Source organism: Blautia sp. CAG:237 (genome assembly GCF_000436615.1).
GTDB classification, from domain to species: Bacteria; Bacillota; Clostridia; order Lachnospirales; family Lachnospiraceae; genus Blautia_A; species Blautia_A intestinihominis.
In genome coordinates, this window is the sequence record NZ_FR886723.1 from 39,593 (window position 1) to 66,191 (window position 26,599).

Annotated in this window: 25 protein-coding genes; 3 read left to right on the forward strand and 22 right to left on the reverse strand. The window is 42.8% G+C overall.

Annotation, left to right across the window (positions count from 1 at the left end; genetic code table 11):
- Positions 1-284: 284 nt before the first annotated feature.
- Positions 285-1,583, forward strand: coding sequence for a hypothetical protein (locus QZL69_RS06200; protein ID WP_022214362.1), 1,299 nt, complete (start codon positions 285-287; stop codon positions 1,581-1,583).
- 80 nt (positions 1,584-1,663) lie between these two features.
- On the opposite strand, the gene aspS is transcribed toward QZL69_RS06200, so the two are convergent.
- The 21 genes from aspS to QZL69_RS06305 form a co-directional block, all read right to left on the reverse strand.
- Entirely contained in the window at positions 1,664-3,460 is a 1,797-nt protein-coding gene (aspS, locus tag QZL69_RS06205; RefSeq protein ID WP_022214363.1) for an aspartate--tRNA ligase, read from the reverse strand.
- A gap of 27 nt (positions 3,461-3,487) precedes the next feature.
- Positions 3,488-4,738, reverse strand: a complete 1,251-nt coding sequence (gene hisS / locus QZL69_RS06210; RefSeq protein WP_022214364.1) for a histidine--tRNA ligase — start codon at positions 4,736-4,738, stop codon at positions 3,488-3,490.
- A gap of 12 nt (positions 4,739-4,750) precedes the next feature.
- Complete coding sequence (locus QZL69_RS06215) at positions 4,751-5,311, reverse strand: HD-GYP domain-containing protein (protein WP_118252671.1); 561 nt, start codon at positions 5,309-5,311, stop codon at positions 4,751-4,753.
- 22 nt (positions 5,312-5,333) lie between these two features.
- Complete coding sequence (hemZ, locus tag QZL69_RS06220) at positions 5,334-6,884, reverse strand: coproporphyrinogen dehydrogenase HemZ (protein WP_118252654.1); 1,551 nt, start codon at positions 6,882-6,884, stop codon at positions 5,334-5,336.
- Positions 6,856-7,485: an MBL fold metallo-hydrolase gene (locus QZL69_RS06225; protein ID WP_022214367.1), complete on the reverse strand. Its 630-nt coding sequence runs from the start codon at positions 7,483-7,485 to the stop codon at positions 6,856-6,858. Before QZL69_RS06225 ends, hemZ begins: the two co-directional genes overlap by 29 nt.
- Before the next feature lie 26 nt (positions 7,486-7,511).
- A complete protein-coding gene (locus QZL69_RS06230) occupies positions 7,512-9,845 on the reverse strand; it encodes a RelA/SpoT family protein (protein ID WP_022214368.1) in 2,334 nt (777 codons plus the stop codon).
- Positions 9,846-9,910: 65 nt separating this feature from the next.
- Entirely contained in the window at positions 9,911-10,435 is a 525-nt protein-coding gene (locus tag QZL69_RS06235; protein WP_022214369.1) for an adenine phosphoribosyltransferase, read from the reverse strand.
- Between the two features lie 114 nt (positions 10,436-10,549).
- A complete protein-coding gene (recJ, locus tag QZL69_RS06240; RefSeq protein WP_022214370.1) occupies positions 10,550-12,262 on the reverse strand; it encodes a single-stranded-DNA-specific exonuclease RecJ in 1,713 nt (570 codons plus the stop codon).
- Positions 12,263-12,345: 83 nt separating this feature from the next.
- The gene (locus QZL69_RS06245; RefSeq protein WP_022214371.1) at positions 12,346-14,772 is read right to left on the reverse strand and encodes a protein translocase subunit SecDF; all 2,427 of its coding nucleotides are present in this window, start codon (positions 14,770-14,772) and stop codon (positions 12,346-12,348) included.
- A 24-nt stretch (positions 14,773-14,796) separates the two neighbouring features.
- Positions 14,797-16,161 carry a thioether cross-link-forming SCIFF peptide maturase gene (scfB, locus tag QZL69_RS06250; protein WP_022214372.1) on the reverse strand — a complete coding sequence of 455 codons (1,365 nt, stop codon included), beginning with the start codon at positions 16,159-16,161 and terminating at the stop codon, positions 14,797-14,799.
- A gap of 94 nt (positions 16,162-16,255) precedes the next feature.
- On the reverse strand, positions 16,256-16,396 hold the full coding sequence (scfA, locus tag QZL69_RS06255) for a six-cysteine ranthipeptide SCIFF (protein ID WP_015541285.1): 141 nt from the start codon (positions 16,394-16,396) through the stop codon (positions 16,256-16,258).
- A gap of 76 nt (positions 16,397-16,472) precedes the next feature.
- Positions 16,473-16,823, reverse strand: coding sequence for a TIGR04086 family membrane protein (locus QZL69_RS06260; protein WP_022214373.1), 351 nt, complete (start codon positions 16,821-16,823; stop codon positions 16,473-16,475).
- Between the two features lie 64 nt (positions 16,824-16,887).
- A complete protein-coding gene (locus tag QZL69_RS06265) occupies positions 16,888-18,549 on the reverse strand; it encodes a hypothetical protein (protein WP_022214374.1) in 1,662 nt (553 codons plus the stop codon).
- Positions 18,550-18,865: 316 nt separating this feature from the next.
- Positions 18,866-19,456 (reverse strand): YdcF family protein, encoded by a 591-nt coding sequence (locus QZL69_RS06270; protein ID WP_022214375.1) that lies wholly within the window; start codon positions 19,454-19,456, stop codon positions 18,866-18,868.
- 20 nt (positions 19,457-19,476) lie between these two features.
- Positions 19,477-20,241: an N-acetylmuramoyl-L-alanine amidase gene (locus tag QZL69_RS06275; RefSeq protein WP_022214376.1), complete on the reverse strand. Its 765-nt coding sequence runs from the start codon at positions 20,239-20,241 to the stop codon at positions 19,477-19,479.
- A gap of 69 nt (positions 20,242-20,310) precedes the next feature.
- Positions 20,311-21,237 (reverse strand): DUF5688 family protein, encoded by a 927-nt coding sequence (locus QZL69_RS06280; protein ID WP_022214377.1) that lies wholly within the window; start codon positions 21,235-21,237, stop codon positions 20,311-20,313.
- A 249-nt stretch (positions 21,238-21,486) separates the two neighbouring features.
- The gene (locus tag QZL69_RS06285) at positions 21,487-21,963 is read right to left on the reverse strand and encodes a low molecular weight protein-tyrosine-phosphatase (RefSeq protein WP_022214378.1); all 477 of its coding nucleotides are present in this window, start codon (positions 21,961-21,963) and stop codon (positions 21,487-21,489) included.
- Between the two features lie 215 nt (positions 21,964-22,178).
- Complete coding sequence (locus QZL69_RS06290; RefSeq protein WP_022214379.1) at positions 22,179-23,393, reverse strand: site-specific integrase; 1,215 nt, start codon at positions 23,391-23,393, stop codon at positions 22,179-22,181.
- Positions 23,394-23,497: 104 nt separating this feature from the next.
- Positions 23,498-23,719: an excisionase gene (locus QZL69_RS06295; protein WP_021650362.1), complete on the reverse strand. Its 222-nt coding sequence runs from the start codon at positions 23,717-23,719 to the stop codon at positions 23,498-23,500.
- A gap of 424 nt (positions 23,720-24,143) precedes the next feature.
- Positions 24,144-24,416, reverse strand: coding sequence for a helix-turn-helix domain-containing protein (locus QZL69_RS06300; protein WP_015541278.1), 273 nt, complete (start codon positions 24,414-24,416; stop codon positions 24,144-24,146).
- The gene (locus QZL69_RS06305; RefSeq protein WP_015541277.1) at positions 24,403-24,840 is read right to left on the reverse strand and encodes an RNA polymerase sigma factor; all 438 of its coding nucleotides are present in this window, start codon (positions 24,838-24,840) and stop codon (positions 24,403-24,405) included. Before QZL69_RS06305 ends, QZL69_RS06300 begins: the two co-directional genes overlap by 14 nt.
- A gap of 504 nt (positions 24,841-25,344) precedes the next feature.
- On the opposite strand from QZL69_RS06305, the gene QZL69_RS06310 reads away from it, so the two are divergent.
- Positions 25,345-25,704, forward strand: coding sequence for a helix-turn-helix domain-containing protein (locus QZL69_RS06310; protein WP_015524620.1), 360 nt, complete (start codon positions 25,345-25,347; stop codon positions 25,702-25,704).
- 63 nt (positions 25,705-25,767) lie between these two features.
- Here QZL69_RS06310 and QZL69_RS06315 read toward each other — a convergent pair whose 3' ends face one another.
- The gene (locus tag QZL69_RS06315) at positions 25,768-26,103 is read right to left on the reverse strand and encodes a hypothetical protein (protein WP_022214380.1); all 336 of its coding nucleotides are present in this window, start codon (positions 26,101-26,103) and stop codon (positions 25,768-25,770) included.
- A gap of 171 nt (positions 26,104-26,274) precedes the next feature.
- On the opposite strand from QZL69_RS06315, the gene QZL69_RS06320 reads away from it, so the two are divergent.
- A complete protein-coding gene (locus QZL69_RS06320; protein ID WP_015541275.1) occupies positions 26,275-26,538 on the forward strand; it encodes a helix-turn-helix domain-containing protein in 264 nt (87 codons plus the stop codon).
- Positions 26,539-26,599 lie beyond the last annotated feature (61 nt).

The following is a 26,599-nucleotide window of genomic DNA, read 5'->3' on the forward strand; positions in this document are numbered from 1 at the left end:
CCTTACAGCCCTTCGCCATCGGACATTCTGACATATTCCTGTCGTTTTTTGTTTCTTAATTTATGTTACATGATTACTGCTACAATTCTGTAACAGCTACTTTTTTATCTTACCTATCATAGCAGATTGTTTCCAAAAAAGAAAGTCTTCCACAAAATCATTAAGATTTTCACATTTTTTTCACGTTTTCTTTCCAAAAACAGAGTAAAATATCCATTTTTTTGACTTTTGAGCTGATTTTTGGTAAAATGTATAAGAATATTTTTTTGAAAGGAAAGATACTTATGAAGATTGCCAAAAATCTGATCTCTCTTTTCGTTTTTATCCTTGCAGTTGTCTGTTTTGGCGGCTGTTCCCACCTCGATAAAACCGATGTAAAAACAGTGATCAGCAACGAACTGAATCTCCTCAAGAATCTGGACTCCGATACTGCCCAGAAATATGTATCCTATAAAGAACTGTTCCCCGACGCAACGACGGAAACTTCTCTTTCCCAGGAAGTAGAAGAAGTTTTTTCTCTCTTCTTTCAGGATTTTGATTATCAAATTCTTGATCTTGACGTCGACGAAGATAAAAAAGAAGCCACAGCAAAGATAAAGCTGACTACCATAGATGCTCAGACCTTAGCTTCCGATTACGCCGAAGCTTCCCTCAAAGCAGCAATCCTCAAGGCAGCCAGTTCTGATTCAGCAGACACCGAAGAAACTACAACTTCCATGGAGGACCGTTATCTGATCCTTGATGATCTGTTGAAGCAGAATCACTATGAAACTATGGAAACGGAATGTACCATCAGGCTCACAGACAAAGGTACTTCCAAACAGGAATGGGAGATCATACGGACCCATTCTCTGGAAAATGATCTTGTCGGCGGTCTTATGACTTATCTGTCCGACAGTGATCTCATGTCTCCAGAAGAAACACTGTCCGTCTATTTAGATACCCTCAAAACCATGGATTCTAAACAAATGGGAAATTATCTTGGTCTGGAAAGTCTTTTGAACACTTCAGATTCTGCCAAGAATTCCATTGCATCAGCTCTTGTCGATCAGGTTCACAAAACTCTTGATTATCAGATCACCAGTTGCAATATTCAAAGTTACAATGCTGTCGTAACTACAGAAATTACAACTTTTGACAGTGCAGCCATACTTTCTGATTATCAGAGCAGCCGGGATACTTATCTCTCCTCTGTTGATGCCGTCATTGATGGTTCTTCCAAAAGATATGAGCATTCTCTGGAACTTCTCCTTAACAGCATTAAGGAAAACACAGATACCGTCACTTCTTCTGTTACTTTTCATCTTACCAACGACGGTGCATCCTGGAAACTCCTGGAAAACAGTGAAGCCATCGGAAATGCTATATTTGGAACGCTCAGCACCACACCTGTCCCAGATGAAAACAGCGAACTTTCAAATGATGAAAGTAACTCCGAACCATCTGACGAAACACTGTCTGATTCTTCCGAATATATCGATGAAGAAGATTTCGATTCCGGCTACGATTTTTCGGATGATGACGCAAATGCTGATAATTATGAAGATGACACTGCATCCGATGACAGTTCCTACGAAGAATAAACTTTCGTCCTTCTCCAGATCAAAAAACTCCTGCCAGACCTTTATATCACAGGCTGGCGGGAGTTTTTGTATATAATTAATTATTCAGCTTCTTCCGGAGCTGTCTCAAGTCCAAGTTCTTCAAGCTGCTGCTCGCTTACTCTGCTCGGCGATTCTGTCATCAGGCAGGAAGCATCTTTTACCTTCGGGAAAGCGATGACGTCACGGATGCTGTCAACTTTTGCCATCAGCATTACGAGACGGTCAAGTCCGTAAGCCAGTCCAGCGTGAGGCGGAACTCCGTATTTGAATGCATTCAGGAGGAATCCGAACTGTTCATAAGCAGCTTCTTTGGTGAAGCCAAGCATCTCAAACATCTTCTCCTGGATATCATTCTGGTGGATTCGAACACTACCACCACCGATCTCGTTACCATTCAGTACGATATCGTATGCTTTTGCACGGATCTTTCCAAGATCTCCGCTCTCGATCAGCGGGATATCTTCATCCATCAGCATGGTGAATGGATGGTGCATTGCTGTGTAACGGTTTTCTTCTTCGTTCCACTCAAGAAGCGGGAACTCTGTTACCCATACGAAACGATATTCATTCTTATCAAGAAGATCCATCTGTTTTGCAAGTTCTACACGGAGAGCTCCGAGAACATCGTATACAACTTTGTTCTTGTCTGCTGCAAAGAGAAGCAGGTCCCCCGGCTTACCTTCCATAGCCTGAACAAGTGCATCCATCTCTTCTTCTGTCATAAATTTGGCGAAAGAAGATTTGCGGGTGCCGTCTTCTGCGATCGCGATGTAAGCAAGACCTTTTGCACCATAAGTCTTTGCAAACTCAACGAGTTTGTCGATCTTCTTACGCGGCATGCTGCCCTGGCCTTCTGCGTTGATACCACGAACACTTCCGCCTGCCTCAAGAGCACCCTTGAATACTACAAATCCGCAATCCTTAACTACTTCGCTTACGTCATGCAGTTCCATTCCAAAACGCATATCCGGCTTGTCAGAACCGAAACGGTCCATAGCTTCCTGCCAGGTGATTCTCTGGATCGGAAGTTTAACATCTACATTAAGAACTTCTTTGAACAGGTATGCAAGGAATCTCTCATTTACGTCGATGACATCATCAACATCTACGAAAGAAAGCTCCATATCGATCTGCGTAAATTCCGGCTGACGGTCCGCACGAAGGTCCTCATCACGGAAGCAGCGTGCGATCTGGATATAACGGTCATATCCAGAGCACATCAGAAGCTGTTTGTAAAGCTGCGGAGACTGTGGAAGTCCGTAGAAAGAACCTGGATGGATTCTGGACGGAACAAGGTAATCTCTTGCACCTTCCGGTGTACTCTTACCAAGCATTGGTGTCTCAACTTCAAGGAATCCTTCGTCTGTGAAGAATTTACGGGTGAGCATCATAACTTTGCTCTTCATCATCAGATTTCTCTGAAGGTCCGGTCTTCTCAGGTCAAGGTAACGGTATTTCAGACGGATCTCGTCTTTTGTCTTGCTGTTTTCCTCGATCGGGAAAGGCGGAACATCGGACTCTGCCAGGATTCTTAAGGATTCTGCACGAAGTTCGAGTGCACCTGTAGCAAGGTTTTCATTTACAGCGCCGCCACGGTTCTCAACAGTACCTGTAACTGCGATCACAAACTCACTTCTCAGTTTGCCGGCTTTTTCGAATCCCTCTTCATCAATGCCGCCATTTTCAAAAATAACCTGCATGATTCCGGAACGGTCACGAAGATCAACAAAGACAAGTCCCCCTTTGTTGCGGGCCTTCTGAACCCATCCCATCAGAGTTACTTTGCTGCCGACCATATCGTTTGTTACTTCTGCACATCGGCATGTCCTGTGCAGACCTTTCATACTTTCAGCCATGATTTTTCTCCTTTTGAAGCATTTATATTATTTATTAAAGAATTCTACAAATTCTGTATATCCTTCTGCGGTCATCTGTTCCTTCTGGAATTTCTTGTTTTTCTTCATGATAGAAATATTGACCTGAACGCCGTTCTTACGCTCTTCTTCTGCCTGTTTCAGAATTGGAAGAAGTTTGTCTGCCGGCATGTTTTTCTCGATCAGATATGCTTTCTTGGCTGCGCTTGTCGGGATCTCATATCCTCTCTCCAGAAGCAGCATAACGATTCTCTCAAATCCGATGGAAAATCCACATGCAGATGTATTCTGACCTGTAAATTTACCGATCATCTCATCATAACGTCCGCCGCCGCCGACAGAGCCGCCAAATTCATCCATTGCGATCTCAAAGATTGGACCTGTGTAGTAAGACATTCCACGAACCAGAGTCGGATCGAAGGAGATCTTGAAATCTGCGTTCTTTACAGAATCTACTGCTGTGATGATAGTTTCCAGATCTTCTGCAACCTTCGGATCAAGGACATCTCTCAGTTTCTCCTTGCAGTAGCGTACGCCCTCAATGTCAGAAGTAATTTCTTTGAACATACCAAGGTATGTATCAATGCTTTCTTTGCTGAAGCCTTCTTTTTCGAGTTCTTCTGCTACGCCTTCAAGACCGATCTTGTCCATCTTGTCAAGAATGATAAATACAGTATCAAAGCTTTCTTCCGGGAAGCCGCTGTACTGTGCCATAGCCTTGAGGATCTTTCTGTCGTTGATACGGATCGTGAAGTTATGGAAATCCAGTTTGCCAAGCAGTGTGGTAGTCACCATGACCAGCTCGATCTCTGCAAGGTATGTGGACTCACCAAGAATATCGATGTCACACTGCATGAACTGACGGAAACGGCCTCTCTGCGGACGGTCTGCTCTCCATACATTTCCCATCTGCAGTGCCTTGAATGGTGCCGGAAGCTGGCTGGCATTGTTGGAATAATATCTGGAAAGCGGTACAGTCAGGTCATAACGAAGTCCGGAGTCTACCAGATCTGCCTCACACTCTGCTGTATCAAGTTTCAGTTTTTCTCCACGTTTGAGGATCTTGAAGATCAGTTTCTCATTTTCCCCACCCTGTTTGCTGCTGAGATTCTCGATGTGCTCCACGCACGGAGTCTCAATTGCTGTAAATCCGAATTTGCCGTAAGTTTCACGGATCATGTTCATCACATAATTACGGATCTCCATTTCCTTTGGTAAAATATCTTTCATACCGGTTACCGGTTTTTTCTTTAATGCCATGCTGTCCTCCTGTTATTTGTTATCATGTACCACTCTCTGAAATGCAAGAAAAACTTCCATATCAAAGTTTTTGATCTCATCGATCATCAGCTCTATCACACTGCTTACATCAAATGCCTTGCGGTAAGGTCTGTCTGAGATCAGTGCTGCATATACATCACAGACTCTCAGGATCCTGGCGCCCAGGGGAATACTGTCACCGGACAGATTGGATGGATATCCACTTCCGTCATAATTCTCATGGTGATAAAGGATACTCTGAAGAACTGTTTCCGAATAATCCTGATCTTTCAGTTCTTCATAACCAAGTGTCGAATGCATCCTGACATATTTCAGTTCCTCGATCAGAAGCGGATCGTTTTCCTGTCCGTTAATGTATCCTGTAAGTTTCAGTTTGCCAATATCATGAAGTATTCCTGCAATGGCAAGCTGATAACAGAACTCCTCATCCTGCCCCAGCTCCTTCGCTACCGCATACGCAAGATTACTGACCGCAATTCCGTGATTCAGTTCGGCAGACAGATCAAATTCCAGAAGCCTGTCCGGGGACTTTATCTCTTCTTCTTGTGTCATTTCCAACGTATATACCTCCTGCCTAGAGCCATTTCTGTATTCCTGCACGTTTTCTTTCTATCATTTCATCGATACGGGAAATATAATTAGTTACGTCTTTGACATTCTCTGCACGCTCGATGCGTCTGCCATGGTCAAAGACCAGTTTGGATGAGCCGCCTGCGCCAAGGGCAATGATCGGCTGTTTTTCTTCCATAATTAGTATATTGTAAATCCCGGCTTTGTCAACCTTTGCATAGCCTACATTTTCAAAATTACCCTTCATATTCTTCTGTCTGTACAGATAATAAGGTCCCATTTCCATTTCATAGGCTGTTTTCATGGTCATATCCATGATCTCCTGGTTGTTCTCAAACGTCATTTCCTGATATTTGTCTTTGAACATATTCAGGCGCGCTGCTCTCTTTACCGCCAGGGAATGTACCGTCAGGCTGTCAGGTGCAAGCCGTCTGACTTCCTCTAATGTATGCTCCACCATCGCTTTGTCCTCACCTGGAAGTCCCACGATCAGGTCCATATTGATATTATCAAAGCCACACTCTCTTGCAAGTTTAAACGCCTGCTCTGTTTCCTGTACCGTATGTCTGCGTCCGATGATATCCAGTGTCTCCTGGTTCATGGTCTGTGGATTTACAGAAATCCTCGTGACAGGGTAATTTCGGATCATCATCAGTTTTTCTCTGGTGATACTGTCCGGTCTTCCTGCCTCGATCGTAAATTCCACAAGGTGCTCGCAGTCAAAATGTTCCATAAGGGAATCAAACAGGACTTTCAGCTGTTCTGGTTCCAGAGTAGTCGGTGTTCCGCCTCCGATGTAGACAGTGTCCAGTTTTTTACCCTTTTGTCTCATAATCTCAGAGACAGCTTTGATTTCTTTGCACAAAGCCTCAAGATACAGATCTACCCTGTCCTTCCACTGTTTCAGCGGATAAGAGCTAAAAGAACAGTAAAGGCAGATACTCGGGCAGAACGGGATTCCGACATAAAGACTGTAACCATTCTCATAATCAATGTCCTTCAGGATTTCCCGCTCTCTGTTTGCGATCGTGATCGCCAGTGCAGTTTTCTGGGGGCTGACCATGTAGCGGTCTCTCATTTCCTGCGCTGCTTCTGTGTTTTTCATTCCGGACTCAATAAGTCCCATTGCCAGCTTCGCCGGACGGATCCCGGTCAGGTTTCCCCATGGAAGGGTTTTGCCCGTCAGGCTGACCAATAACCTGTACAGTGCCAGTTTCACGATGTCCTTGCGTTCTTTACGGATTGCATGTGCCTGTTCTTTCGCATCAGCATCTTCTGACGCCGAACAAGAAACAAGGGCATCCGAAGACTGCCCTTCTACAAATTCTGCACTTGTCACACCTTTGTTCTCATGATCCTCATAGCGGATCATGCAGGACTCATCCTGCTTTTCGATCCGGAAATAAAGATCACAGCCTTCCTTTCTCTCATCATAGGAAGAAGTGATTTCACTTCCTGGATAAAAAGCACGGATCAGTTCATAAATATCATGTTCAAATTCTTTATCAAGAAAAAGTATATCAATCTTATACAAATGGATTGTACCTCTTTTCATAACCGATTGTTGTCGATGCATCATGCCCCGGATATACCTCTGTCTCATCCGGCAGTGCATCCAGAAGACGATGAAGGCTTCTGACGATTGCTGCTGTGCTGCCCTCCGGAAAATCCGTTCTTCCTACTGATCCCTGAAATACGGTGTCGCCACTGAAAAGCACACCCTCATCCTTGAGATAATAACAGCAGCTTCCAACAGTATGTCCCGGTGTCTCGATCATCTGTACTGAAAATCCGGCCAGTTCTACGGTCTGAAGATCCTTAAGATAAACATCCGCATCCAGTGTACAGCTTCCATGACCAAACACTGACAGATTCACCTTCGGATTCAGAAGTGTTGTCTCTTCTTTTTCACTTGCATAGATTGGAATATTGTATTTCTTTCTTACCTCATCTGCTGCCATGATATGATCAAAATGACCATGCGTCAGAAGGATTCCGACAGGCTTGCCCTGCATCTCGGAAACTTTGCGCTCGATCGTATCCGCCGCATCTCCCGGATCCACGATCAGCAGTTCACCATTTTCTTTATTTTTGAGGAAGTAGCAGTTTGTGTATACACTTCCGACAATGCATTTTTGTAATTCCAGTTTTTTCATGCACTCTTTCTCCTATATATCGTTCATCAGCCTGGAGTTCCACGTTCTACATCAAGTACGCTCTCGATCTGACGGAGTTTCTCAATGAGAGACGCCAGTTCTTCCTTGCTTCCGATCTCAAAGCTGATGGAAATTGTGGCTTTCTCCTGCTTGTTGGTACGGCTGTTGATCGTTCGCATATCAATCTTACGTTCTGTGAACACTTTAGAAAGGTCTACCAGAAGACCTGTACGGTTATTGGCAAATACCTGAATATCTGCCATATATTTCTCAGAGCTTTTGTTCTCTGTTGGCTGCCATTCTGCCTCGATCAGACGGGAACGGTCTGTCTCTGACATGTTCAGAACGTTTACACAGTCCGTCCTGTGGATCGTGATTCCACGGCCTCTTGTGACAAAACCTACGATCTCATCTCCCGGAATCGGACTGCAGCACTTGGAAAAACGGACTGCAACATCATGGATACCCTTTACTACGATTCCGCCCTTGTTCTTGGTTATATGAAGCTTCTCCTGCTGTTCACCGGCCGCCTCAAGGACCTGCTCATCAGTAAGATGCTTCTGATTTTCCTTCTCATAAGCTTCCAGTAGTTTATTGAAGACCTGGCCTTCCTTAAGTCCGCCATGTCCGATTGCTGCCAGCACAGAATCCCAGTCACGGAAACCATACTTGCGCATAACAGATTCCAGAAACTGTGATTTGGTATAATTACTGATCTTATATCCCTTGGACTTCGCATACTGTGTCAGCATTTCCTTGCCCTTGAGGATATTGTCTTCTTTAAGTTCTTTCTTGAACCACTGATTGATCTTGTTCTTTGCCTGTGTACTCTTGACGATCTTGAGCCAGTCACGGCTCGGTCCCTGGGAATTCATCGAAGTGATGATCTCAATACGGTCACCATTCTTGATCTGATACTCGATCGGGACAAGCTTGCCGTTTACTCTCGCACCTACCATACGGTTTCCTACCGCACTGTGTACACTGTACGCAAAATCGATCGGTGTGGAACCATTCGGCAGAGTCTTGACATCTCCCTGCGGAGTAAAGCAGTAAACACTGTCCGCAAAAAGGTCCAGGTCATTCTTGAGAAGGCTCATGAACTCCCTGTTATCGGACATGTCCTTCTGCCATTCAAGGATCTGACGGAGCCAGTTCAGCTTCTCCTCCTCGCGCTTATCTACCGGCAGTTTGCCATCGGAAGATTCCTTATATTTCCAGTGTGCAGCGATACCATATTCTGCTGTCTTGTGCATTTCGAAAGTACGGATCTGGATCTCAAATGGCTGTCCATTTGGTCCGATCAGTGTGGTATGCAGGGACTGGTACATATTTGGCTTCGGCATGGCAATGTAATCCTTGAATCTGCCCGGGATCGGTTTGTACATCTCATGGATGACGCCAAGGGCTGCATAACAGTCCTTGACTGTATCTACCAGAATACGGACTGCAAACAGATCATAAATCTGATCGATCGTCTTGTCCTGATTGACCATCTTCTTGTAAATACTGAAGAAATGCTTGATTCTTCCATCCACCTGTGCCTTGATTCCGGCATCGTCCATATGCTGCTTGACCTGGCTTACGATATTATTGACAAATTTCTGGCGTTCACTCTTACGAAGAGCGACCTTGTCCACAAGATCATAATATACATCCGGTTTGAGATATTTCAGTGACAGGTCATCCAGCTCCACCTTGATCTTGGAAATACCAAGACGCATGGCGATCGGTGCATAGATGTCCATGGTCTCTCTTGCCTTTTCCTGCTGTTTCTCCGGTCTCATATACTGCAGGGTACGCATATTATGAAGTCGGTCAGCAAGTTTGATCAGGATTACACGGATATCCTTTGCCATGGCAAGAAACATCTTACGAAGGTTCTCTGCCTGCTGTTCTACCTTGTCTGAGGAATAGCTCAACTGTCCCAGTTTTGTTACACCATCTACAAGAAGCGCAACCTCTGCGCCAAATTCCTTCTCCAGTTCCTCGCAGGTCATCCAGGTATCTTCTACAGAATCATGAAGAAGACCTGCAACAATTGTTTCCTTGTCCAGTTCGAGATCGGCAAGGATGATCGCAACGCACAGCGGATGAATGATATACGACTCTCCTGACTTTCGCTTCTGATCCTTATGTGCCTCTCTTGCAACTTCGTATGCCTTCTCTATCATAGAAATATCCGTAGAAGGATGATATTTCTTTACGCTGGAGATCAGCTCATCGTATAAGACTTCCGGGCTTGTAAAATCATTCATGGATTTTACTGCCGCATCTGCCCGTTTTACAGATTCCAGTTTTTCTTTTTCTACCTGATCCGGATTCTTCTCAGGCTGTGCATTTTGTTTCTTCTCTGCCATTCTCTCCCACCTGCCTGCCATCGTTTAGATTTTGTATCTGTGCTTCTTATCGGGTTACTTCTACATTATTTGCCATCGTATTTGATGACAGAAGCTACATCATAGCCTGCAAGTTTTTCTCTGCCTTTCAGTCCGGCAAGTTCCATAAGGAAAACAACCTTGACTACTTCACCGCCAAGTTCCTCTACCAGTTTGATCGCAGCTTCGATAGTACCGCCCGTTGCGATCAGGTCATCTACGATTGCAACCTTCTGTCCTGGTTTGATGGAATCCTTATGCATCTCGATCGTGGCACTGCCATATTCCAGATCATAGCTCTGTGAGACAGTTTCGCACGGAAGTTTGCCCTTCTTACGGATCGGTACAAATGGTTTGTGAAGATTGTATGCAATCGGCACGCCAAAGATAAATCCTCTGGATTCTGTTCCTGCGATCACATCTACCTCTGTATCCTTAAGACAGGCCTGCATGGAATCAATTGCAAGCTGTAAACCATCCGCATCCTGAAGAACACTTGTTATATCACGAAAAATAATGCCCGGTTCCGGAAAATCCGGAATGCTTCTTACATAATCCTCTACTCTTTTCATATATGCGTACCTCCGACTTTTCGTATAAATCTAGGTAATCAGTATATCACTTTTTTTTGATGGAATCAATGTCTAACCCGACAAGAGTCGTGAAAATACAGGGATTTTCGACTTTTAACAGTAGTTGCGAATGACAACCTGCAGGGTTTCACGTCCCTGATATACATTGATCTCCGGGTAATATGTCACGGAAATCTCCTCCTGCTGCCGTACAAAATCCGCAAATTTCTCCGCTTCTCCGAAGTACACCGCATCCATCTGCATGCCGGTCTGATCCTCCAGTTTCATCTTTGCCACATTCTGATTCTTCCCAAAAATCCTTAAGTTTAAAACCCGTAACCCCTTTTGTGCAAAAATCGGCTTGGTGTTTCCTTTGCCAAACGGCTCCAGAATTTTTAACTGCTCTGTAAGTTCCCTGGAAAGATAAGAAACCGGCATTGGTACATCGATCACGATCTTTGGACGGAGTTCTTCTTCTGTCAGAGTACAGTTTGCATTCAGCTGTTTTCGGAACAGTTCAACATTTTTTTCTTCGATAGAAAGTCCTGCTGCCATCGGATGTCCGCCAAACTGGATCAGAAGATCTCCGCATTTGACCATTTCTTCGTACATTGAATACGCTTCTATGGAACGGCCGCTTCCCTTGACAGAGTTTTCACCCTTTGTGAGAACAAAGACCGGTTTATGATACTTTTCACGGATCCTGCCCGCAATGATACCTGCAAGACTTTCGTGACAGTCCGGAAGATAGACCACCAGCACACGATCCTCATTTAAGCCCGTCTCTTCGATCAGGCGGATGGCTTCTTCTTTTCCTTTTTCTGTCATTGCCTTTCTGCTCTGGTTCAGGGCAAGAAGATCTCCCGCCAGCTCTGCTGCCTTTTCTTCGTTTGTTTCGCAGAGAAGTTCCAGTGACCTCGCAGCCGTGTCAAGACGTCCGCTGGCATTGATGCATGGTCCAAGCACAAAACCTACATGATATGCCGTGATCTCCGCACCATCCAGATTATTCGCACGGATCAGTGCCCGAAGTCCCGGTGTATGTGTCGCCGAAAGCTGTCTCAGACCTTCTTTTACGATGATCCTGTTTTCTCCCTGCAGATCCATGACATCGCCAACGGTCGCAACAGCTGCCAGTTCTGTAAAATCCAGAACTTCACTTTGTGAGATTCCATTTTTTTCATATAATGCCCAGATCAGTTTCCATGCAACGACTGCCCCGCAGAGGTTTTTGTTCGGATACGCACAGTCTGCCTGTTTCGGATTGATCACCGCATCTGCCGGCGGTATGATCCATTCTTTTCCATTTTCTGTCTCTTGGAATGGAATGTCATGGTGGTCAGTGATAACTACCGTCAGGCCACGTTCCTTTGCATCCGCGATCTCTGCCGAAGCTGCAATTCCATTATCACAGGTGACGATCGTATCAATCCCATCCTCCACTGCTTTCTGGATAAGCTGTTCATGGATTCCATATCCATCTTTGATCCTGTCCGGAATATAGGTGTCCGCATCCGCCCCCAGTCTCTGGAATCCTTTGAGCAGAATACAGGTCGAGGTAACGCCGTCTATATCATAATCCCCGATAATCCTGATTTTTCTGTGTTCTTTTATTTTTTCCTGAAGGATCTCCACTGCTTTGTCCATGTCTTTCAAAAGCCACGGTGATGGAAGTTCCTTTAATGTCCCATAAAGATAGGAACGGATATTTTCTGTTCCTTCTACATCCCTGTTCCTGATCAGTCTTGCGATCACCGGATCGATCCCGAATTCCTGGCTGATCTTCTGAAAATCTGCACGTTTCGCGCAGACTACCCATTTTTCCATAGTTCTTTCTCCCTGTGTCTTCTTCCATAAAATACATATTCCCGGAACAGATATCCTGCCCGGGAATATGGTTTATTTATTGATTATTCTGTTTTGTTTTCGTTATCTGCCGCTTCTTTTGCCGCTGCTTCCTGAGCTGCGAGACGTTCTGCAACTCTCTTGCGGTTTTTCTTCTTCGGCTGATTCTTATCCTTCTTGGAAGGCTGATTGTTCTGTGCTGTATTGGTCGGCTGTTTTGCAGAAGATTTGCTGGAACCTGCTGTCTTGCCAGCCAGCGCTGCCTGTGCCACAGCTTTGCCCTGGCGGCGCTTCATTACCAGCCACAGTGCACCTGTAATGCATACAGAAGAATATGCACCGCAGATCACACCTGCCATCAGAGGAGCTGCAAACTCACGGATGGAGGATACTCCAAGGATGTACAGTACTGCAACCATTACGAAGGTTGTAAAGGAAGTATAAATACTTCTTGTCAGTGTCTGTGTGATACTATCGTTTACGATCTGCTCCAGATTATCCGGATTCTTTCTTCCATGCATGTTCTCACGGATTCGGTCAAAAATGACGATCGTTGCGTTAATAGAATAACCAACAATTGTCAGCATGCAGGCAATAAAGGTATTACCTACAGAAATTCTGGAGATCGCATAGAATGCAAGAACAACCAGAACGTCATGGAGAAGTGCAAGTACCGCACTGCTCGCAAAACGGATATCCTTGAAACGAAACCAGATGTATACCAGCATGCAGAGTGTTGCAACAAGAACTGCAACGATCGCATCTCTTCTCATCTCAGAACTTACAGTAGCAGAAATACTTTCTGTTGTGATCAGGCTGTCATCTACATCGAAGTTCTCAACCAGGGCCTGATCCAGTTTCTCACGTTCTTCCTGTGACAGAGTACGTGTCTTGATCACTACCTGATTTGTTCCTGATACCTTGGTCGGCTGTACATTCTTGTCTCCTGTAACCTCTTCTACAACTGGTGTAACTTCAGAATCGATCTGCTTGATATCCATATCTTCGTTGAATGTTACTGTTGTAGCTGTACCACCGGAGAAGTCAAGTGCATAGTTTAATGCTGTTCCGCCAGTCTGATGATGAACCACCATTGCAACCGGACCGCTCAGGATCAGGATAATGGAAATAATGAAAAATACTTTACGCTTTCCAACAAAATCAACAAATTTACGCTGTTTTGCACTTCCGTAGAATTTCGGATCACGGACACCTACTGCATACAGTGCATTTACGATCAGTCTTGACACAACCAGTGCGGTAAACATAGAAACTATGATACCAATAGCCAGTGTGTATGCAAATCCCTTAACCGTACCGGAACCTAACCACATCAGGACCAGTGACGCGATCAGAGTTGTAACATTACCATCAAGGATTGCGCTGAACGCTTTGGCAAAACCTGCTTTGATGGAAGTTCTCACGGAGCTTCCTGCTGCGATCTCCTCCTGGATACGTGCGTAAATGATAACGTTGGCATCCACCGCCATACCGATACCAAGGATGATACCCGCGATACCTGGAAGAGTAAGTGTGATATCAAATGCATTCAGTGTGATCAGCACGATCGCTGTATACAGAACCAGTGCTACACCTGCAACCACACCAGGAACACGATACATCAGGATCATAAAGATGATGACGATCACAAGTCCGATCAAACCTGCCATAACGCTGGTGGAAATTGCTTCCTCACCAAGCTGTGCTGCTACTACGCTGGAACGGAGTTCTTTAAGTTCGATACTCAGAGAACCGATGCGGATATAGGAAGCAAGATTCTGTGCTTCTTCTACACCTGACATACCGGTGATCTGTGCCTGTCCTCCTGTGATTGCTTCATTTACCTTCGGAGCACTTAAGATCTGGTTATCATAAACGATTGCAATCTGTTTTCCGACATTTGCTTCTGTTGCTTCTGCAAATTTCGTCTTACCTTCATCTGTAAGAGTCAGGCTGACAGCATATTCTCTGGAACTGTTTTTGTCAGACTGGAAAGCGCCTCCCTGGGCATCCTTTACATCTGTACCTTCTAGTACTACTGATCCTGCTTCGCGGATCTCATCCAGACTTCTTGCAAGCGCATAACCGCTTCCTGTGCTTGAGAAGTTTGCATTACCGTCATCGTCTGTCTGTGTGATAAAACACAGAGAACCAGGTTTACCAAGATCATTGAGGATCTGGTCTGCATCTGTTACTCCTGGGATTTCTACTGCGATACGGTCGCTTCCTTCTTTGTACACCTGTGCTTCTGTACTGTACTGTTCTACACGCTTCTGGAGCTTGTATACAGTATCTGACATGTCTTCAGCACTTGGGTTGCTGTCTTTTGCCTGATAGGTAATGCTGACACCACCTGACAGGTCCAGACCGGTCTTGATGTTCTTTGCTGCACCGGTTCCTGTTGGTCCGAGGCCAATCCCAGCCGTGTAACACAGAAAGACTGTGATAATGGCGGTCAGGAGCAGCGCAACGATTGCTCTGTTTTTCTTCATCGTTCTTTCCTTTCCTGAATTATTTTATTCCGCTAATGCGGCCTTTATCATGATCGCGCACTCCACTCTCTTACGCTGAAGTTCGCATCCGATATCATAATTGCCATTAATATCTTTCTGGAAATGATAAGCATTGGCAGCACATCCGCCACTGCAGTAAAATCTTGCAAAGCAGTCCTTGCAGGATTCCTTTGTATATACATTACATTTGCTGAAATCGCAGCGGATCTCCGGTCTTGTGATTCCCTCGTCCACATTTCCCATAAGGAACTGTTCCTCACCAACAAACTGATGACATGGATAAAAATCACCCCACGGAGTTACCGCCAGATATTCGGTTCCTGAACCACATCCGGACAGACGCTTGTACACACAAGGACCACCGGTAAGGTCGATCATAAAGTGGAAGAAATTGAAGCCCTTGCCGGCCTTTTCCCTGGCGATCATTTCCTTTGCCAGTTTATCATATTCTTCCTTGATCTGCGGGATATCTTCTTCTCTGATCGCATAATCCTCTGTGTCAGCCGCAACTACAGGCTCTACAGAAATCTGCTTGAATCCGAGATCTGCCAGATGCAGAACGTCATTGGAGAAATCAAGATTATGATGAGTAAAAGTACCTCTTACATAATACTTGTCCTGATTTCTGGATTCTGCGAATTTCTGGAATTTCGGAATGACCAGGTCATAGCTTCCGGCTCCCTTGCGGAACGGACGCATGAAGTCATGGACTTCCTTACGGCCATCTACGCTGAGAACAACATTTCCCATCTCACGGTTACAGAACTCCATCACTTCGTCGTTGAGAAGGACACCATTCGTGGTAAGTGTGAAACGGAACTTCTTATTATGAAGTTTCTCCTGTTCTCTTCCGTAGGCAACCAGGTCCTTGACCACCTGCCAGTTCATCAGCGGCTCACCGCCAAAGAAATCAACTTCCAGGTTTCTTCTTGAACCGGAATTTGCGATCAGGAAATCCAGTGCTTTCTTTCCAACCTCGAAGGACATCAGCGCACGTCTTCCGTGATATTCTCCTTCTTCGGCAAAACAATATCGACAGGCCAGATTACAGTCATGGGCAATGTGCAGGCACAGAGCCTTAACTACGGTCTGTCGATTCTTGGTAAATTCTTCTATTACATTCTCATATGCATCTCTGGTAAAGAGCATTCCCTGCTCCTTAAGTTTCTCGCACTCGGAAACAGAAGTACGGATATCTTCTTCCGGGAAACGATCCTTTAATTTGGAAACAATTTCCTCTGCGTTCAATCCTTCTTCCATATATGGAAGCACTTCGTATGTAACCAGGTCTACCAGATGGATGCATCCACTGTTTATGTCCAGAACAATATTGTATCCATTGTTCTGATATCTGTGAATCAGACTCATCTCTCTGAAAATCCTTTCATTATAAAAACTTTTTAATCATAAGAATAAGCAGCGGATTTCACTCCGCTGCTTAACTGATTGCTTTGAACTTGCTTTATTTGTTCTCGCAGCTCTGATTTCCTACAGTACAGGAAGTTTTGCAAGCAGACTGGCAAGATGTCTGACATTCACCACATCCACCTTTTTTCACTGTGTTCTGCAGATTCTTTGTATTTAATGTTTTGATATGTTCCATATTATCATACCTCCTTATGTATAGTTATCTGGGCATAGTATAGCATAAATCCTGCTCAATTAAAAGCATTTTTTTCTTAAGATAGCATGCCTCCAAGAGTACCTCCTCCAAGGCACATACAAAGCGTTGTTATCATATGTCCCGGGCTCATATCCCAGCTTCCGCTCACGATAAAAGAAACAGTTCCCAAAAGTATGAAATAAGAGAGACCTACCAGGGCGCCCCAGCGGTATTTCTCTCTCCTGGTGATCTTTCCCGCCAGAAATCCACCAGCCATGCAGGAGATCACATAAATCACGATAATCCCAACCGTGACCGGACCTGTCCCGATATCCATCTGGAATACAAGAAATGCAAGAAGCAAAAGACATATTCCTGTCAGCGCATACGCCAGAAACAAAGATCTGAGTACTGCTTTTATTTTCATGCAGGCAACCCTCCCATATAGATTATATGAGAGGATCACCTGTATATTCCCTCGGATTTATTTATTATTTTTTTCTTTTTCTCAGATAAACGATCACACCAACGATAGCTGCTGCTGCAATTGCAAGGATCACAAATGGAAGAATGTTGGTCGGATCTCCTGTATGTACCGCTTTAACAGAACTACTGTTATCTTCCTCACTGTTCTCATCTTCGTCAGAAGAATCTGAAGAAGTCTGTGCAGTACTGTCCTCCGGTGCAGATGTAACTTCTGTATTCGTGGTATCTGCTGCTGAACTGTCTGTAGTCGTAGTTGTATCTGCTGTATCAGCGGCTGCTGAATCATTTGTATCATCTGCTACTGGTGTGAGATCCGCTGAACCGGCAGCATCCGGAGTTTCTGTCACTACTGCTGTGTCGTAGCCATCTTCCTCAATTTCCTCACCAACCAGTGTCTTACTTCCTGCAATTCCAAACGGACTGAAAGAATGTGTGCTGAAAATCATGGTACTTCCATCTACACTCGGCATAATTGTTTCCATTGCTCCGCTGTCCAAAAGATGTTCGATCGTATAGCTGTAGCCGGCTTTAACCGGAACTGTCACACTGACGTACTCTCCATCCGGAACCTCATATTCTGTATCATTCTTGAGATCCCACAGTTCAAACTCGTAGGACTGGAAGACATTTGCCTCAGATTCATTGGTAAATTCATAATCATCTCCACTGGCAACACGGAACTGAACATAGTACGGCAGGTCGATTCCTGATACGGTAATTCCATTTGCACTGTGATTTTCTTCAGCAAGTGCAGCCTTCTGAGCATCAGTCAGATTTTCCTCAAAGTCTGTAGAACGGTTATCCTCTTTGATATCCTTGTCTGCACCATCAAAGATATTGTCCTTGTCAGCTTCCGGAGTCACTGTTGCCTCTGGTGTCTCGGTTGTTTCCGGTGTTTCTGTTACTTCTGGTGTCTCAGTTACCTCCGGTGTCTCAGATGGAGTGACCTTCGCATCTTCTTCGGCAGTATCTTCTGTTTTGTTGTTTTCTTCGGATTTCTGCTCTTCCTTTGTATCTGTTTTGGTTGTTTCTGACTCACCATCAGCTTCTTCTGACGGCTCCTCAGTGATTTCTGCTTCTTTCTCAGAGCTTTCTTCTTCAGCCGGAGCTGCTGTTACCTCTGGTGCTGCTTTCTGGTCATCCTCTGCTGAATCTTCCTTCTGCCCCTCATTTGCGTCGGAAGAATCCTGGTTTTCGTCATAATTATCCTGATTTTCGTCATTTTCTGTTTCGGGATCGTTATAATTTTCGTCATAATTCTCCGAAGAATCTTCATTCCACTCATCAGATTCCTCTGAATTTGATTCCATTCCACTTACAACCACTGTCACAGTGCTGTAAATTGCGTCAGATTCTCCATCCCATCCGGAAATTTTTGACAACACAGAAGAATCGTATGGTTTGAATACGACATCATACGACTGCACCCTTTCAGACGGCACGCTGGATGAATCTACCCAGGAAAGTGTTCCATACTCACTGTCCGGAAGTGAAATATCAGAAAGCGGCATTGGCTGTTCTACGGTCACGTTATCCGGGATCAGACTGCTTAACACCACAGATGTGCTCTCAGCATAAGCCGGTGAAACTGAAACCTGTCCTGCCATAAGAGTTGCTGCAAGAGCTGCAATTGCAAAAAGATGTATATTTTTATTATTATTTTTCATAATTATTCTACCTCAATCTATTCTAAACATTATATAAATGATCAACAATTTATCCTGACCAGATGTGCTTATGTTATAGTTCATTTCATTGCCCGTCCATAAAATCCGCTCAGTTATATTCTATCTATAAGTAAATTTAATTCAAATATTCTGACATTACTTTTTTCAAGATATGCCAAACTCCAATATACCAAACTTTTACCTTTTTGTAAATATTTCGTAACATAATATTTTCTTTTACGACACACGTATTATATCACAGTTCTGCTTTTTTCGACACCCCTAAATTATTTTTAGAATTTACAAATTATGGGGTTTATTTTCGCATCATTATCTGAAATTGGCTGATAATTCGTTTTATCTCTGCCAGCACTTCATCAATTCCATGCTGAGTCAGTTTCCAGTTTTCTTTTGTAATTTCATCCACAGAGCAAGGGCATACCAGAAATTCTGTTTCCGGATACGCCCTCTGATAATACATAAATGCTCTTCTGGCATGATAATTCTTGCAGCACAAAATTGCTTTTTTCACTTTTAATCCGGCCTGATCTGTCACTTTTCTCGAAAAAAGTGCATTCTGCCATGTAAAAGTTGCCTCGTCTTCCCTTAAAACGGCATTCTCCGGCACGCCGTTTTTCATCAGTACATCCTTCAGGAATTCCCATTCCGTCTGGTAGGCTCCATTATATTTCTCTGCCTCCCCTGTCACTCCGGAAAACTTTCCTGCAGAAATACTGTATCTTCCACTTGGAAGAACCATCGGCGCCAGCCCCAGTCGATAAAGCTCTGCCGCTTTTTCTGCCATATAAGGGTAACTGTTTCCCGGAACAAAAATAATATCCGCCGATTCCGGCTGATTCTCCATAAAAACAAAGTTTCCTACTTCCTCCAAAAATTTCTCGTACATAACTTTCTCCTGTCTGTGTTTTATTTTGTAACGATTATCGTACTGTATCCCGCGTCCCGGAGTCTCTGTTCCATCTGGATCGCATTGCCGATCTGCTGAAAAGCTCCTACCTGAACCTTATACAGATCACCTTCATAGAGCAAAAATGCAGGAAATCCCTGATCTGTCAGCTGATACAGCATCCTGTCTGCATTTTCGCGACGCCGGAAAACTCCTGTCTGAACCCGATAATACAATGGCTGTTCTATCGTCTCATCATTCAGGGTTCCAAGAATAGATGTCGCGATCGCCTCCGCAATTTCCTTCTGTTTCTCGTCATACAGCTTATTGTCCTCATCTGAATTCAGAAATCCTGTCTCCACCAGAAGTGCCGGCATCCTGGTCTTACGAAGAACGACAAGACCTGGCCGCGCATTGACCCCCAGTTCTTTGAATCCAAGTTCACCCAGGGCTCCCACAATATTCTGCGCCATATCATATTTGATTCCACTCTTATCATATACCAGCACTTCTACTCCCTGATACTGATTCTCCTCCGGGCTGCTGTTTCTATGGAAAGAAATAAAATAATCTGCACCCGCCTCGTTTGCAATCTTCGCTTTCTCAAAAGGTGTCTGATAAATATCTGTAGTTCTAGTATACACCACATCTATCCCATTGTCTTCCAGGATCTTGCCCACTGCCAGCGTCAATTCCAGATTATCATCTTTTTCTTTTCTTTCCTTATATATAGCACCTGGGTCTGTACCACCATGACCTGCATCCAGCACAATTTTATACGCCAAAGTCTTTCCTCCAGAAATCCTTTCTTAATATTATATGCATCCACCCGGCATTTGGCACTGTCGTTTGTATCACAAGACACTAAATGATCCTGTCTCAAGATCATAATGATAAATCTGATATGTCAGAAAATCTTCTGGCGGAGTCGTTTCATTCACGGTATCCTCCAGAACCTTTTTTAATTCTTCCGGATCTGCACTCTTTTCATTGTGGATCATCACCTCATGAATGCTGGTAAACACCATATAAAATCCTCCCCCCATCAGCTGCCCGATCCGCTCTGCCACACCGGGCAGAAAAATTGCCACAGCTCCATTCGTCCGGATTGTCGTACTGAGACAGTTCCCCAGTACATCTTTCTTCAGCTTGTAATCACATAACAGGTTCATGAAATTCTCTCCTGCATAATCCGGATCAAAAATCAGCTTTTCCCAGCAATAGATCCTTGGTGGCGAAATAAAATATGTATTCAGCAAAGCTTCCTCAAAAACCTGTTTTGGCTCCTGCTCCCACTTTTCCAACATGTGTCGTTTAATCTTAATGCTTGCACTGCTGCCATTCAGTTCTCCCATTCTCGCGTAAAGCACCAGTGCAATGTCGCCAATCGTTCTGTAAATACAGTCTTCAAGTTCTACCTGATTTTTTTCTATATTTAAAAGACGGATAAACAAGTCCTCTTTTATCTTATCATAATCCTCAAGATTTCTGGAGTGCTGAAAACATTCTGATCTTGCGATCGCATCCAGCCGCTCAACGATCTCCCGCACAATCGCTTCCATGCTCCAGCCATTTTGATATTCCCTGTACAGGTCCTGCACATACAACGCACAGACTTCCATGATTTCCTCATTCCGCTGTCTCTTCAATAGAAGCCGATCCCCCGATGTAGGTGGATATTCCGTTTCCTGCTTATAACAGATCATCTCCTCATCGTATCCTGTCGCTTCAAGTAACTCTGAACGAAGTGTTTCTGCAAAACTTTCGTATGTCATTTCCATATTTAATTTCCTCGTCTTTCTGAATGTTCGGGCGAACGCCCCTGATAAATGATAGATAGAAAGGGAGCCTGACTGCTCCCTTTTAAGAGTTGCTGTATGAACAGTATATACAGATTTGAAATGTGTGTAAAGAAGTTTTCATCGACAAATTCTCCCCGTCGATGTTGAATGTCGTTGAATAAAAAAGAATCTAAACTTATTTCGAAGGTATTTGTCCATTCTGCATACTGACAAATATTACTGTTTATTTTATATAGAGCCTTTGCGCCTCAGATATTCCAGAAATTTCTCGCATCCTTCTACAATATCTCTGTATGTCAGCTCAAAGTTTCCCGTATACCACGGATCTGCAATATCCCTCGGCCGGTCTGAATAATCCAGCAGAAGACTTACTTTGTGTTCCGGATCACTGCCAAGGATCCGCAGCATGTTTCTCCTGTTCACGCCTTCCATCCCGATCAGATAATCATATTTATCATAATCCGATTTCTTAAGCTGCACCGCCCGCTTGCCCTCACAGGAAATCCCATGCTTTGCAAGCTCCCTCTGCGCCGGCGGATAAACCGGATTCCCGATTCCATTCCAGATCTCCTCCGTACTCGTCGCAGCAGACGCAATATAGAAATCAGACTGCAGTTGTTTTTTGTTGATCATGTCTTTGAAGACGAATTCTGCCATTGGGGAACGGCAGATGTTGCCGTGGCAGACAAATAACACTCTTATCATTGCTTAAAACTCCTTGAAATGCTGTATTTACGCTGTTTACAGGTATTTTCCGATAATCTTCAATCCTGTCATTTTCCTGTATATCACAGCATAAATTCGTATATTTTCTTATCCAAATTTAGTAACTTCTTAGTAATAATCAGCCTGGAAAACAGGCTTTCTAAGAACCTTATAATCAGATTATTTTTAATTCTTTTTTCTATTATTTTATCATACTATGCCAGTTTTGCAATCCTATTCATCTCTTCTTTTGCATCAATTAATCCCAGATGCGTATATACATTTAACGTAACCCCTATATCAGAATGTCCCATTAAATATTGGAGTGCTTTCGGATTCATTCCAGCTTTCGCCATATTGGAACAATATGTATGCCTGCATACATGAGGCGTGATCTTTGGCATTTGTTTCTCATGAGTACGATTATACTTTCCTAACGCCCATTGAAAATGTTTTTCCCAATGGAGTGCTACCTCAGGCATATCTTTTTTATCCAGGAATAGAAATCGACTATATCCATCTATAATCGGCTCAACCCTTACTTTTTTACGGTTTTTCACAATCTGTTCAAAACATTCATAAACTTCATCTGTCATCGGTAACATTCGTGTTCCACTTGAAGTTTTGGTATCTTCAATGACGTACTGCATTCCTCTGGTTCTCTGAAGCTGATGATTCACATTGATTTTTCTCTCCTGAAGATCAATATCTTTCACTGTCAATCCACAAAACTCAGAAATACGCAGTCCAGTCTTAAACAAAATAAACATTCCATTATAGTATTTTGAGTAATGGTCATCATTTCGGATAAACTCCAGAAATAACTCTTCCTGTTCTTTTGTAATTGCCTGTCTTGTAACACTGTCATTTACGACAACTGTACATAATTGAAATTCAAAAGGATTCTTGCGCAGTAAATCATCTTCAACTGCCATCTGAAATGCAGGTCTTACAATTCCACGCACACTGTGAATGGAACTGTATCCTCTTCCATCTGCTTGCAGCTTAATAAACCATGCTTTTGCATCCGACAATTTTATTTTATCTATTCTTCTGGTTCCGAATTCTTCTTTTTTTATTATATTGATCACAAAATCATAGTTCGCCTGAGTGTTATGACGAACCCCCTTTTTTTGTCCAATGTATTTTTGAACCAAATCTAAAACTGTTAAATTTCCTCCGTAAGGTACTATACCATCATGTAAATCTCTTTGGATATTTTTTTCTTTTTCCCTTAGAGCTAAGCATGGTCTGCATCCAGTTGGCAGAGAATCTGTTGGCTCTAATTTCCAACTATACAAAAACTTCTGCTTTCCATAACAATCTGTATATACAAACGCATATCTTCCATCTTTTCTCTGACTTTCTCCGTTTCGTAAAATTCGACCTTTTTTATCCCGTCGTTTTTGGTCACGTTTTGTTTTACCCAAACGTCTTCGCCCCTTTCCACGAAGAAGCCCTAGCACGATATAGGTATTATATCATACCAGGGCTAGCATTTCCACTTTAAAGTGCTAAATTGTTCGTATATTTTTTACAAAGACGTAGTCTGATCCAGAAAGGCCTCAAATTTCTTACGGTTAATCAATGACTTACACCCCACCTGGACTGTAAAGCAACATTCTGAATTTAGATGTTCCGAAATAAGCATCCTTATTTTCTTTTCACCTATTCCAAAATATTGCACTGCTTCATCCACCGTAAGCATATATTTTTCCCAAATTGGAATCTTACCTTTTTCAATTTTAATCGCCACTCTTCTCTCCTCCTTTTCTCTTTGGACAAAACATTTTTATCTGCCCATGACAATTTACAATTTTATACACTGTCATCGGCAGATAAAATTACAATACAGGTGGCAGTTCAGTACTCTGCCCACATCGGTTTTGCACCGTCATTATATATGACCAGATTTTTTCTGGAAGTATCATTATCACAGATATGCTTCGTCGCCCTGTGCAGCTGCTGCACATTTTGTCAAATTCTTCTCGCTCCATACCTTTACTTCAATGTTATATTTCAGCATTTCCTCGTATTTACTCCATTAACAGAGCAGATATATCATGGCGGATTTACCTAGTGGCTCTACATATCTTCACGTCCTGTATGTAAAACAATATACAATTTTCAAGGTACAAAAATTCCTGAAGGGGAAAAGGAATCTATATTAAATACTCCCTTTACTGATTACTTTTCCTTACATATGATTTCGTATCAAATCCCAAGGTCTTAGTAATCAGTTTTGCTTCCAGGCGTTGACGCAGAGTTTCATCTACACAGTAATGCACCTGTCCAAATTCGTCAAACATTTTTCTGGTAGCCAAAACTGTTATGTACCCTTCATAATGCTTCAACACTGCCTGGATTGCCTCAGTATCACCAGTTGATGCTGCCTCAATAACATGGAATGGCAGCAAATCAAATGCGCATTTCTGTTTTTTACTTTTTTTCATTTGCAGATTCCTCCATATTTTTTCTCATCAGTTCCAGTGATCGTCTACGATGCTCATTAATTGTGCTGCGTACAAGATTCATTTCTCTGGCAATGTCTGCATCACTCATATCCATAAAATATGATAATAACACAACATTCCTTTTCTTTTCAGTAAGTGTCTGCAGTGCTTCAGCAATCAATGCATCTTTGACTTCTATGTCGTAACCCAGGACCTGAAAACGATGTGTTTCCATTTCATGCTCTTCCATTATAAAAAGTCTGCTCAACTCCTTTTCTGATAATTCTGACAACATCACTTCATACTTCTGGCGATATGCCATATGCTTTTCATAATTAATAACTTCACTTTTCAATGCCAGCTTGCACAGAGAATCAAACTGATGTCTGACTGTCTGCTCATCTTGAAAAGAGGATTGCTCCATAAGAGTTCACCTCCTTCCCCGCCGGTAGGCAATAAGCAAAGTTCTTGCTTCCCCTTCACACATATCCCAAACGGATGAGTGCATTTGTCGGGGTGTGGGAAGAAATTTTTAAAAAATTTCTTAATAAATACGAGAAAATTGTTTTTCCTGTATTTTGAGGTATATAAAAAACGTCCTAATGGGTAGTTTTTAGCCCATCGGACGCTATTTATATCAAAAGATAATATTTTGCCATCATTTTTTGTGGCATATAATTCACTTTTTGAGGTAAAGAAATTTATTTGCTTTTTTGAACTATTTATCTATTTCATCCGTCACGTAATGACGGATATGATACCAGACAATAAAATTCTTAATCTTTCCTATACCTCCGGATCTGTTTTACGGAAATTCAGAATTTTATATGTCTTTTAAAAAGTGAAATATCACCCTCTTTTTTAGTGAAATATTAGTTCATTTTCTTTCAAGAAAGGGAACTATACACTAAACATGGAGGTGTATCATATGCCAAAACAAACAGATAAAGAACTGGGATTGTTTTTTAAGAACGCCCGACACGAGCAAAAATTGACTTATGAAGAATTAGCTGAAAAAGCAGAAATGTCCAGCCGATATTTAAAGGAAATTGAAAATGGGGGCCGAGTTCCCAGTTTTCATAAAATCAGAAAACTGGTACGCGCTTTAAATGTTCCTCCTGAACCATTGTTTTATCCAAACAATCATACAGATAATCTTGATTATCAACGCCTGCTCATGTACCTGTCAAAATGCAACGATGAGCAAATTACCGCTATCCTTGCCATCGTAGAAGCATACCTGCGCACATACAAAATTCCTACAGACCACGATAAACAAGATCCCTGAAATTCATTTGAATTCTATCTGAATTATTCTGAAGAAGCGGTATGGTTTCCCATACCGCCACTCTTAACGTGCATATTTTTCTATCATTCTCTTAACATTCGTGGATTTCTTTATTGCCCCTATATTAATAAGAAACTCAACTACATCCATCATTCCCTGGTAATAAGCCCGCTGCTCCTCTTCATAATGGAAATGTTCTAACTGATCCAGATATTTATTCCAGAAATTCTGCTCACGCTCTGGGATTTTTTCCAGATGTAGTGGCAGCTTCTTTTGTATTTGTTTCAAATTCTTCTCTGCTTCTTTCCATTCTTCCGGCTGTACTGTATATTCTCTTTCTCCGAAGTCACAGCGCAATTCCTCAAATAAATTCGATACTGCTTCATAAAATTCATTCATCTTCTTTCCACCTCTCATTAGAATTATTTCTCATTACAGGCAGCATTATCATTTTCTTATTTCAAAAATCAAATAAACTTTCCAAAAACTTCATCTTTAGAAGTATAGTAACAATATTTTTCCTTAAAATCAATAATAATACTTCATCTTTAGAAACTTTTGAGGATCAGAATGATTATTTATTGGGATAAAAAAACGAACAGTAAAAACAGAATAGGACAACGGGTAAAAGAATTACGAAAGGCTCATAATCTTACTCAGAAAACACTCGCTGCCAAATTACAACTTGCAGGATATGATTTTAATGATCTGGCAATCCTGCGAATTGAACAAGGCACACGTTTCGTTCCCGACTACGAAGTTGTCGCACTGGCCGAAGTATTTAATGTTTCCTGCGAATATCTTCTTGGTCTGACGGACGCTCCTGCAAAATAATTCAATTGTATTGCTGCCCATTCTATGCTAAACTATGGATAGATACTTCTGAACAACATAC

Bases quoted from the DNA above. Each gene is read 5' to 3' on its own strand.
- aspS (WP_022214363.1), bottom strand. From the start codon at position 3,460: ATGGCTGAAAGTATGAAAGGTCTGCACAGGACATGCCGATGTGCAGAA.
- hemZ (WP_118252654.1), bottom strand. From the start codon at position 6,884: ATGAAAAGAGGTACAATCCATTTGTATAAGATTGATATACTTTTTCTT.
- QZL69_RS06320 (WP_015541275.1), top strand. From the start codon at position 26,275: ATGATTATTTATTGGGATAAAAAAACGAACAGTAAAAACAGAATAGGA.
- QZL69_RS06245 (WP_022214371.1), bottom strand. From the start codon at position 14,772: ATGAAGAAAAACAGAGCAATCGTTGCGCTGCTCCTGACCGCCATTATC.
- QZL69_RS06230 (WP_022214368.1), bottom strand. From the start codon at position 9,845: ATGGCAGAGAAGAAACAAAATGCACAGCCTGAGAAGAATCCGGATCAG.
- QZL69_RS06265 (WP_022214374.1), bottom strand. From the start codon at position 18,549: ATGAAAAATAATAATAAAAATATACATCTTTTTGCAATTGCAGCTCTT.
- QZL69_RS06215 (WP_118252671.1), bottom strand. From the start codon at position 5,311: ATGACACAAGAAGAAGAGATAAAGTCCCCGGACAGGCTTCTGGAATTT.
- recJ (WP_022214370.1), bottom strand. From the start codon at position 12,262: ATGGAAAAATGGGTAGTCTGCGCGAAACGTGCAGATTTTCAGAAGATC.
- QZL69_RS06225 (WP_022214367.1), bottom strand. From the start codon at position 7,485: ATGAAAAAACTGGAATTACAAAAATGCATTGTCGGAAGTGTATACACA.
- scfA (WP_015541285.1), bottom strand. From the start codon at position 16,396: ATGGAACATATCAAAACATTAAATACAAAGAATCTGCAGAACACAGTG.
- QZL69_RS06315 (WP_022214380.1), bottom strand. From the start codon at position 26,103: ATGAATGAATTTTATGAAGCAGTATCGAATTTATTTGAGGAATTGCGC.
- QZL69_RS06300 (WP_015541278.1), bottom strand. From the start codon at position 24,416: ATGAAAAAAAGTAAAAAACAGAAATGCGCATTTGATTTGCTGCCATTC.
- QZL69_RS06305 (WP_015541277.1), bottom strand. From the start codon at position 24,840: ATGGAGCAATCCTCTTTTCAAGATGAGCAGACAGTCAGACATCAGTTT.
- hisS (WP_022214364.1), bottom strand. From the start codon at position 4,738: ATGGCATTAAAGAAAAAACCGGTAACCGGTATGAAAGATATTTTACCA.
- QZL69_RS06260 (WP_022214373.1), bottom strand. From the start codon at position 16,823: ATGAAAATAAAAGCAGTACTCAGATCTTTGTTTCTGGCGTATGCGCTG.
- QZL69_RS06310 (WP_015524620.1), top strand. From the start codon at position 25,345: ATGCCAAAACAAACAGATAAAGAACTGGGATTGTTTTTTAAGAACGCC.
- QZL69_RS06280 (WP_022214377.1), bottom strand. From the start codon at position 21,237: ATGGAAATGACATACGAAAGTTTTGCAGAAACACTTCGTTCAGAGTTA.
- QZL69_RS06285 (WP_022214378.1), bottom strand. From the start codon at position 21,963: ATGATAAGAGTGTTATTTGTCTGCCACGGCAACATCTGCCGTTCCCCA.
- QZL69_RS06235 (WP_022214369.1), bottom strand. From the start codon at position 10,435: ATGAAAAGAGTAGAGGATTATGTAAGAAGCATTCCGGATTTTCCGGAA.
- QZL69_RS06270 (WP_022214375.1), bottom strand. From the start codon at position 19,456: ATGTACGAGAAATTTTTGGAGGAAGTAGGAAACTTTGTTTTTATGGAG.
- scfB (WP_022214372.1), bottom strand. From the start codon at position 16,161: ATGAGTCTGATTCACAGATATCAGAACAATGGATACAATATTGTTCTG.
- QZL69_RS06200 (WP_022214362.1), top strand. From the start codon at position 285: ATGAAGATTGCCAAAAATCTGATCTCTCTTTTCGTTTTTATCCTTGCA.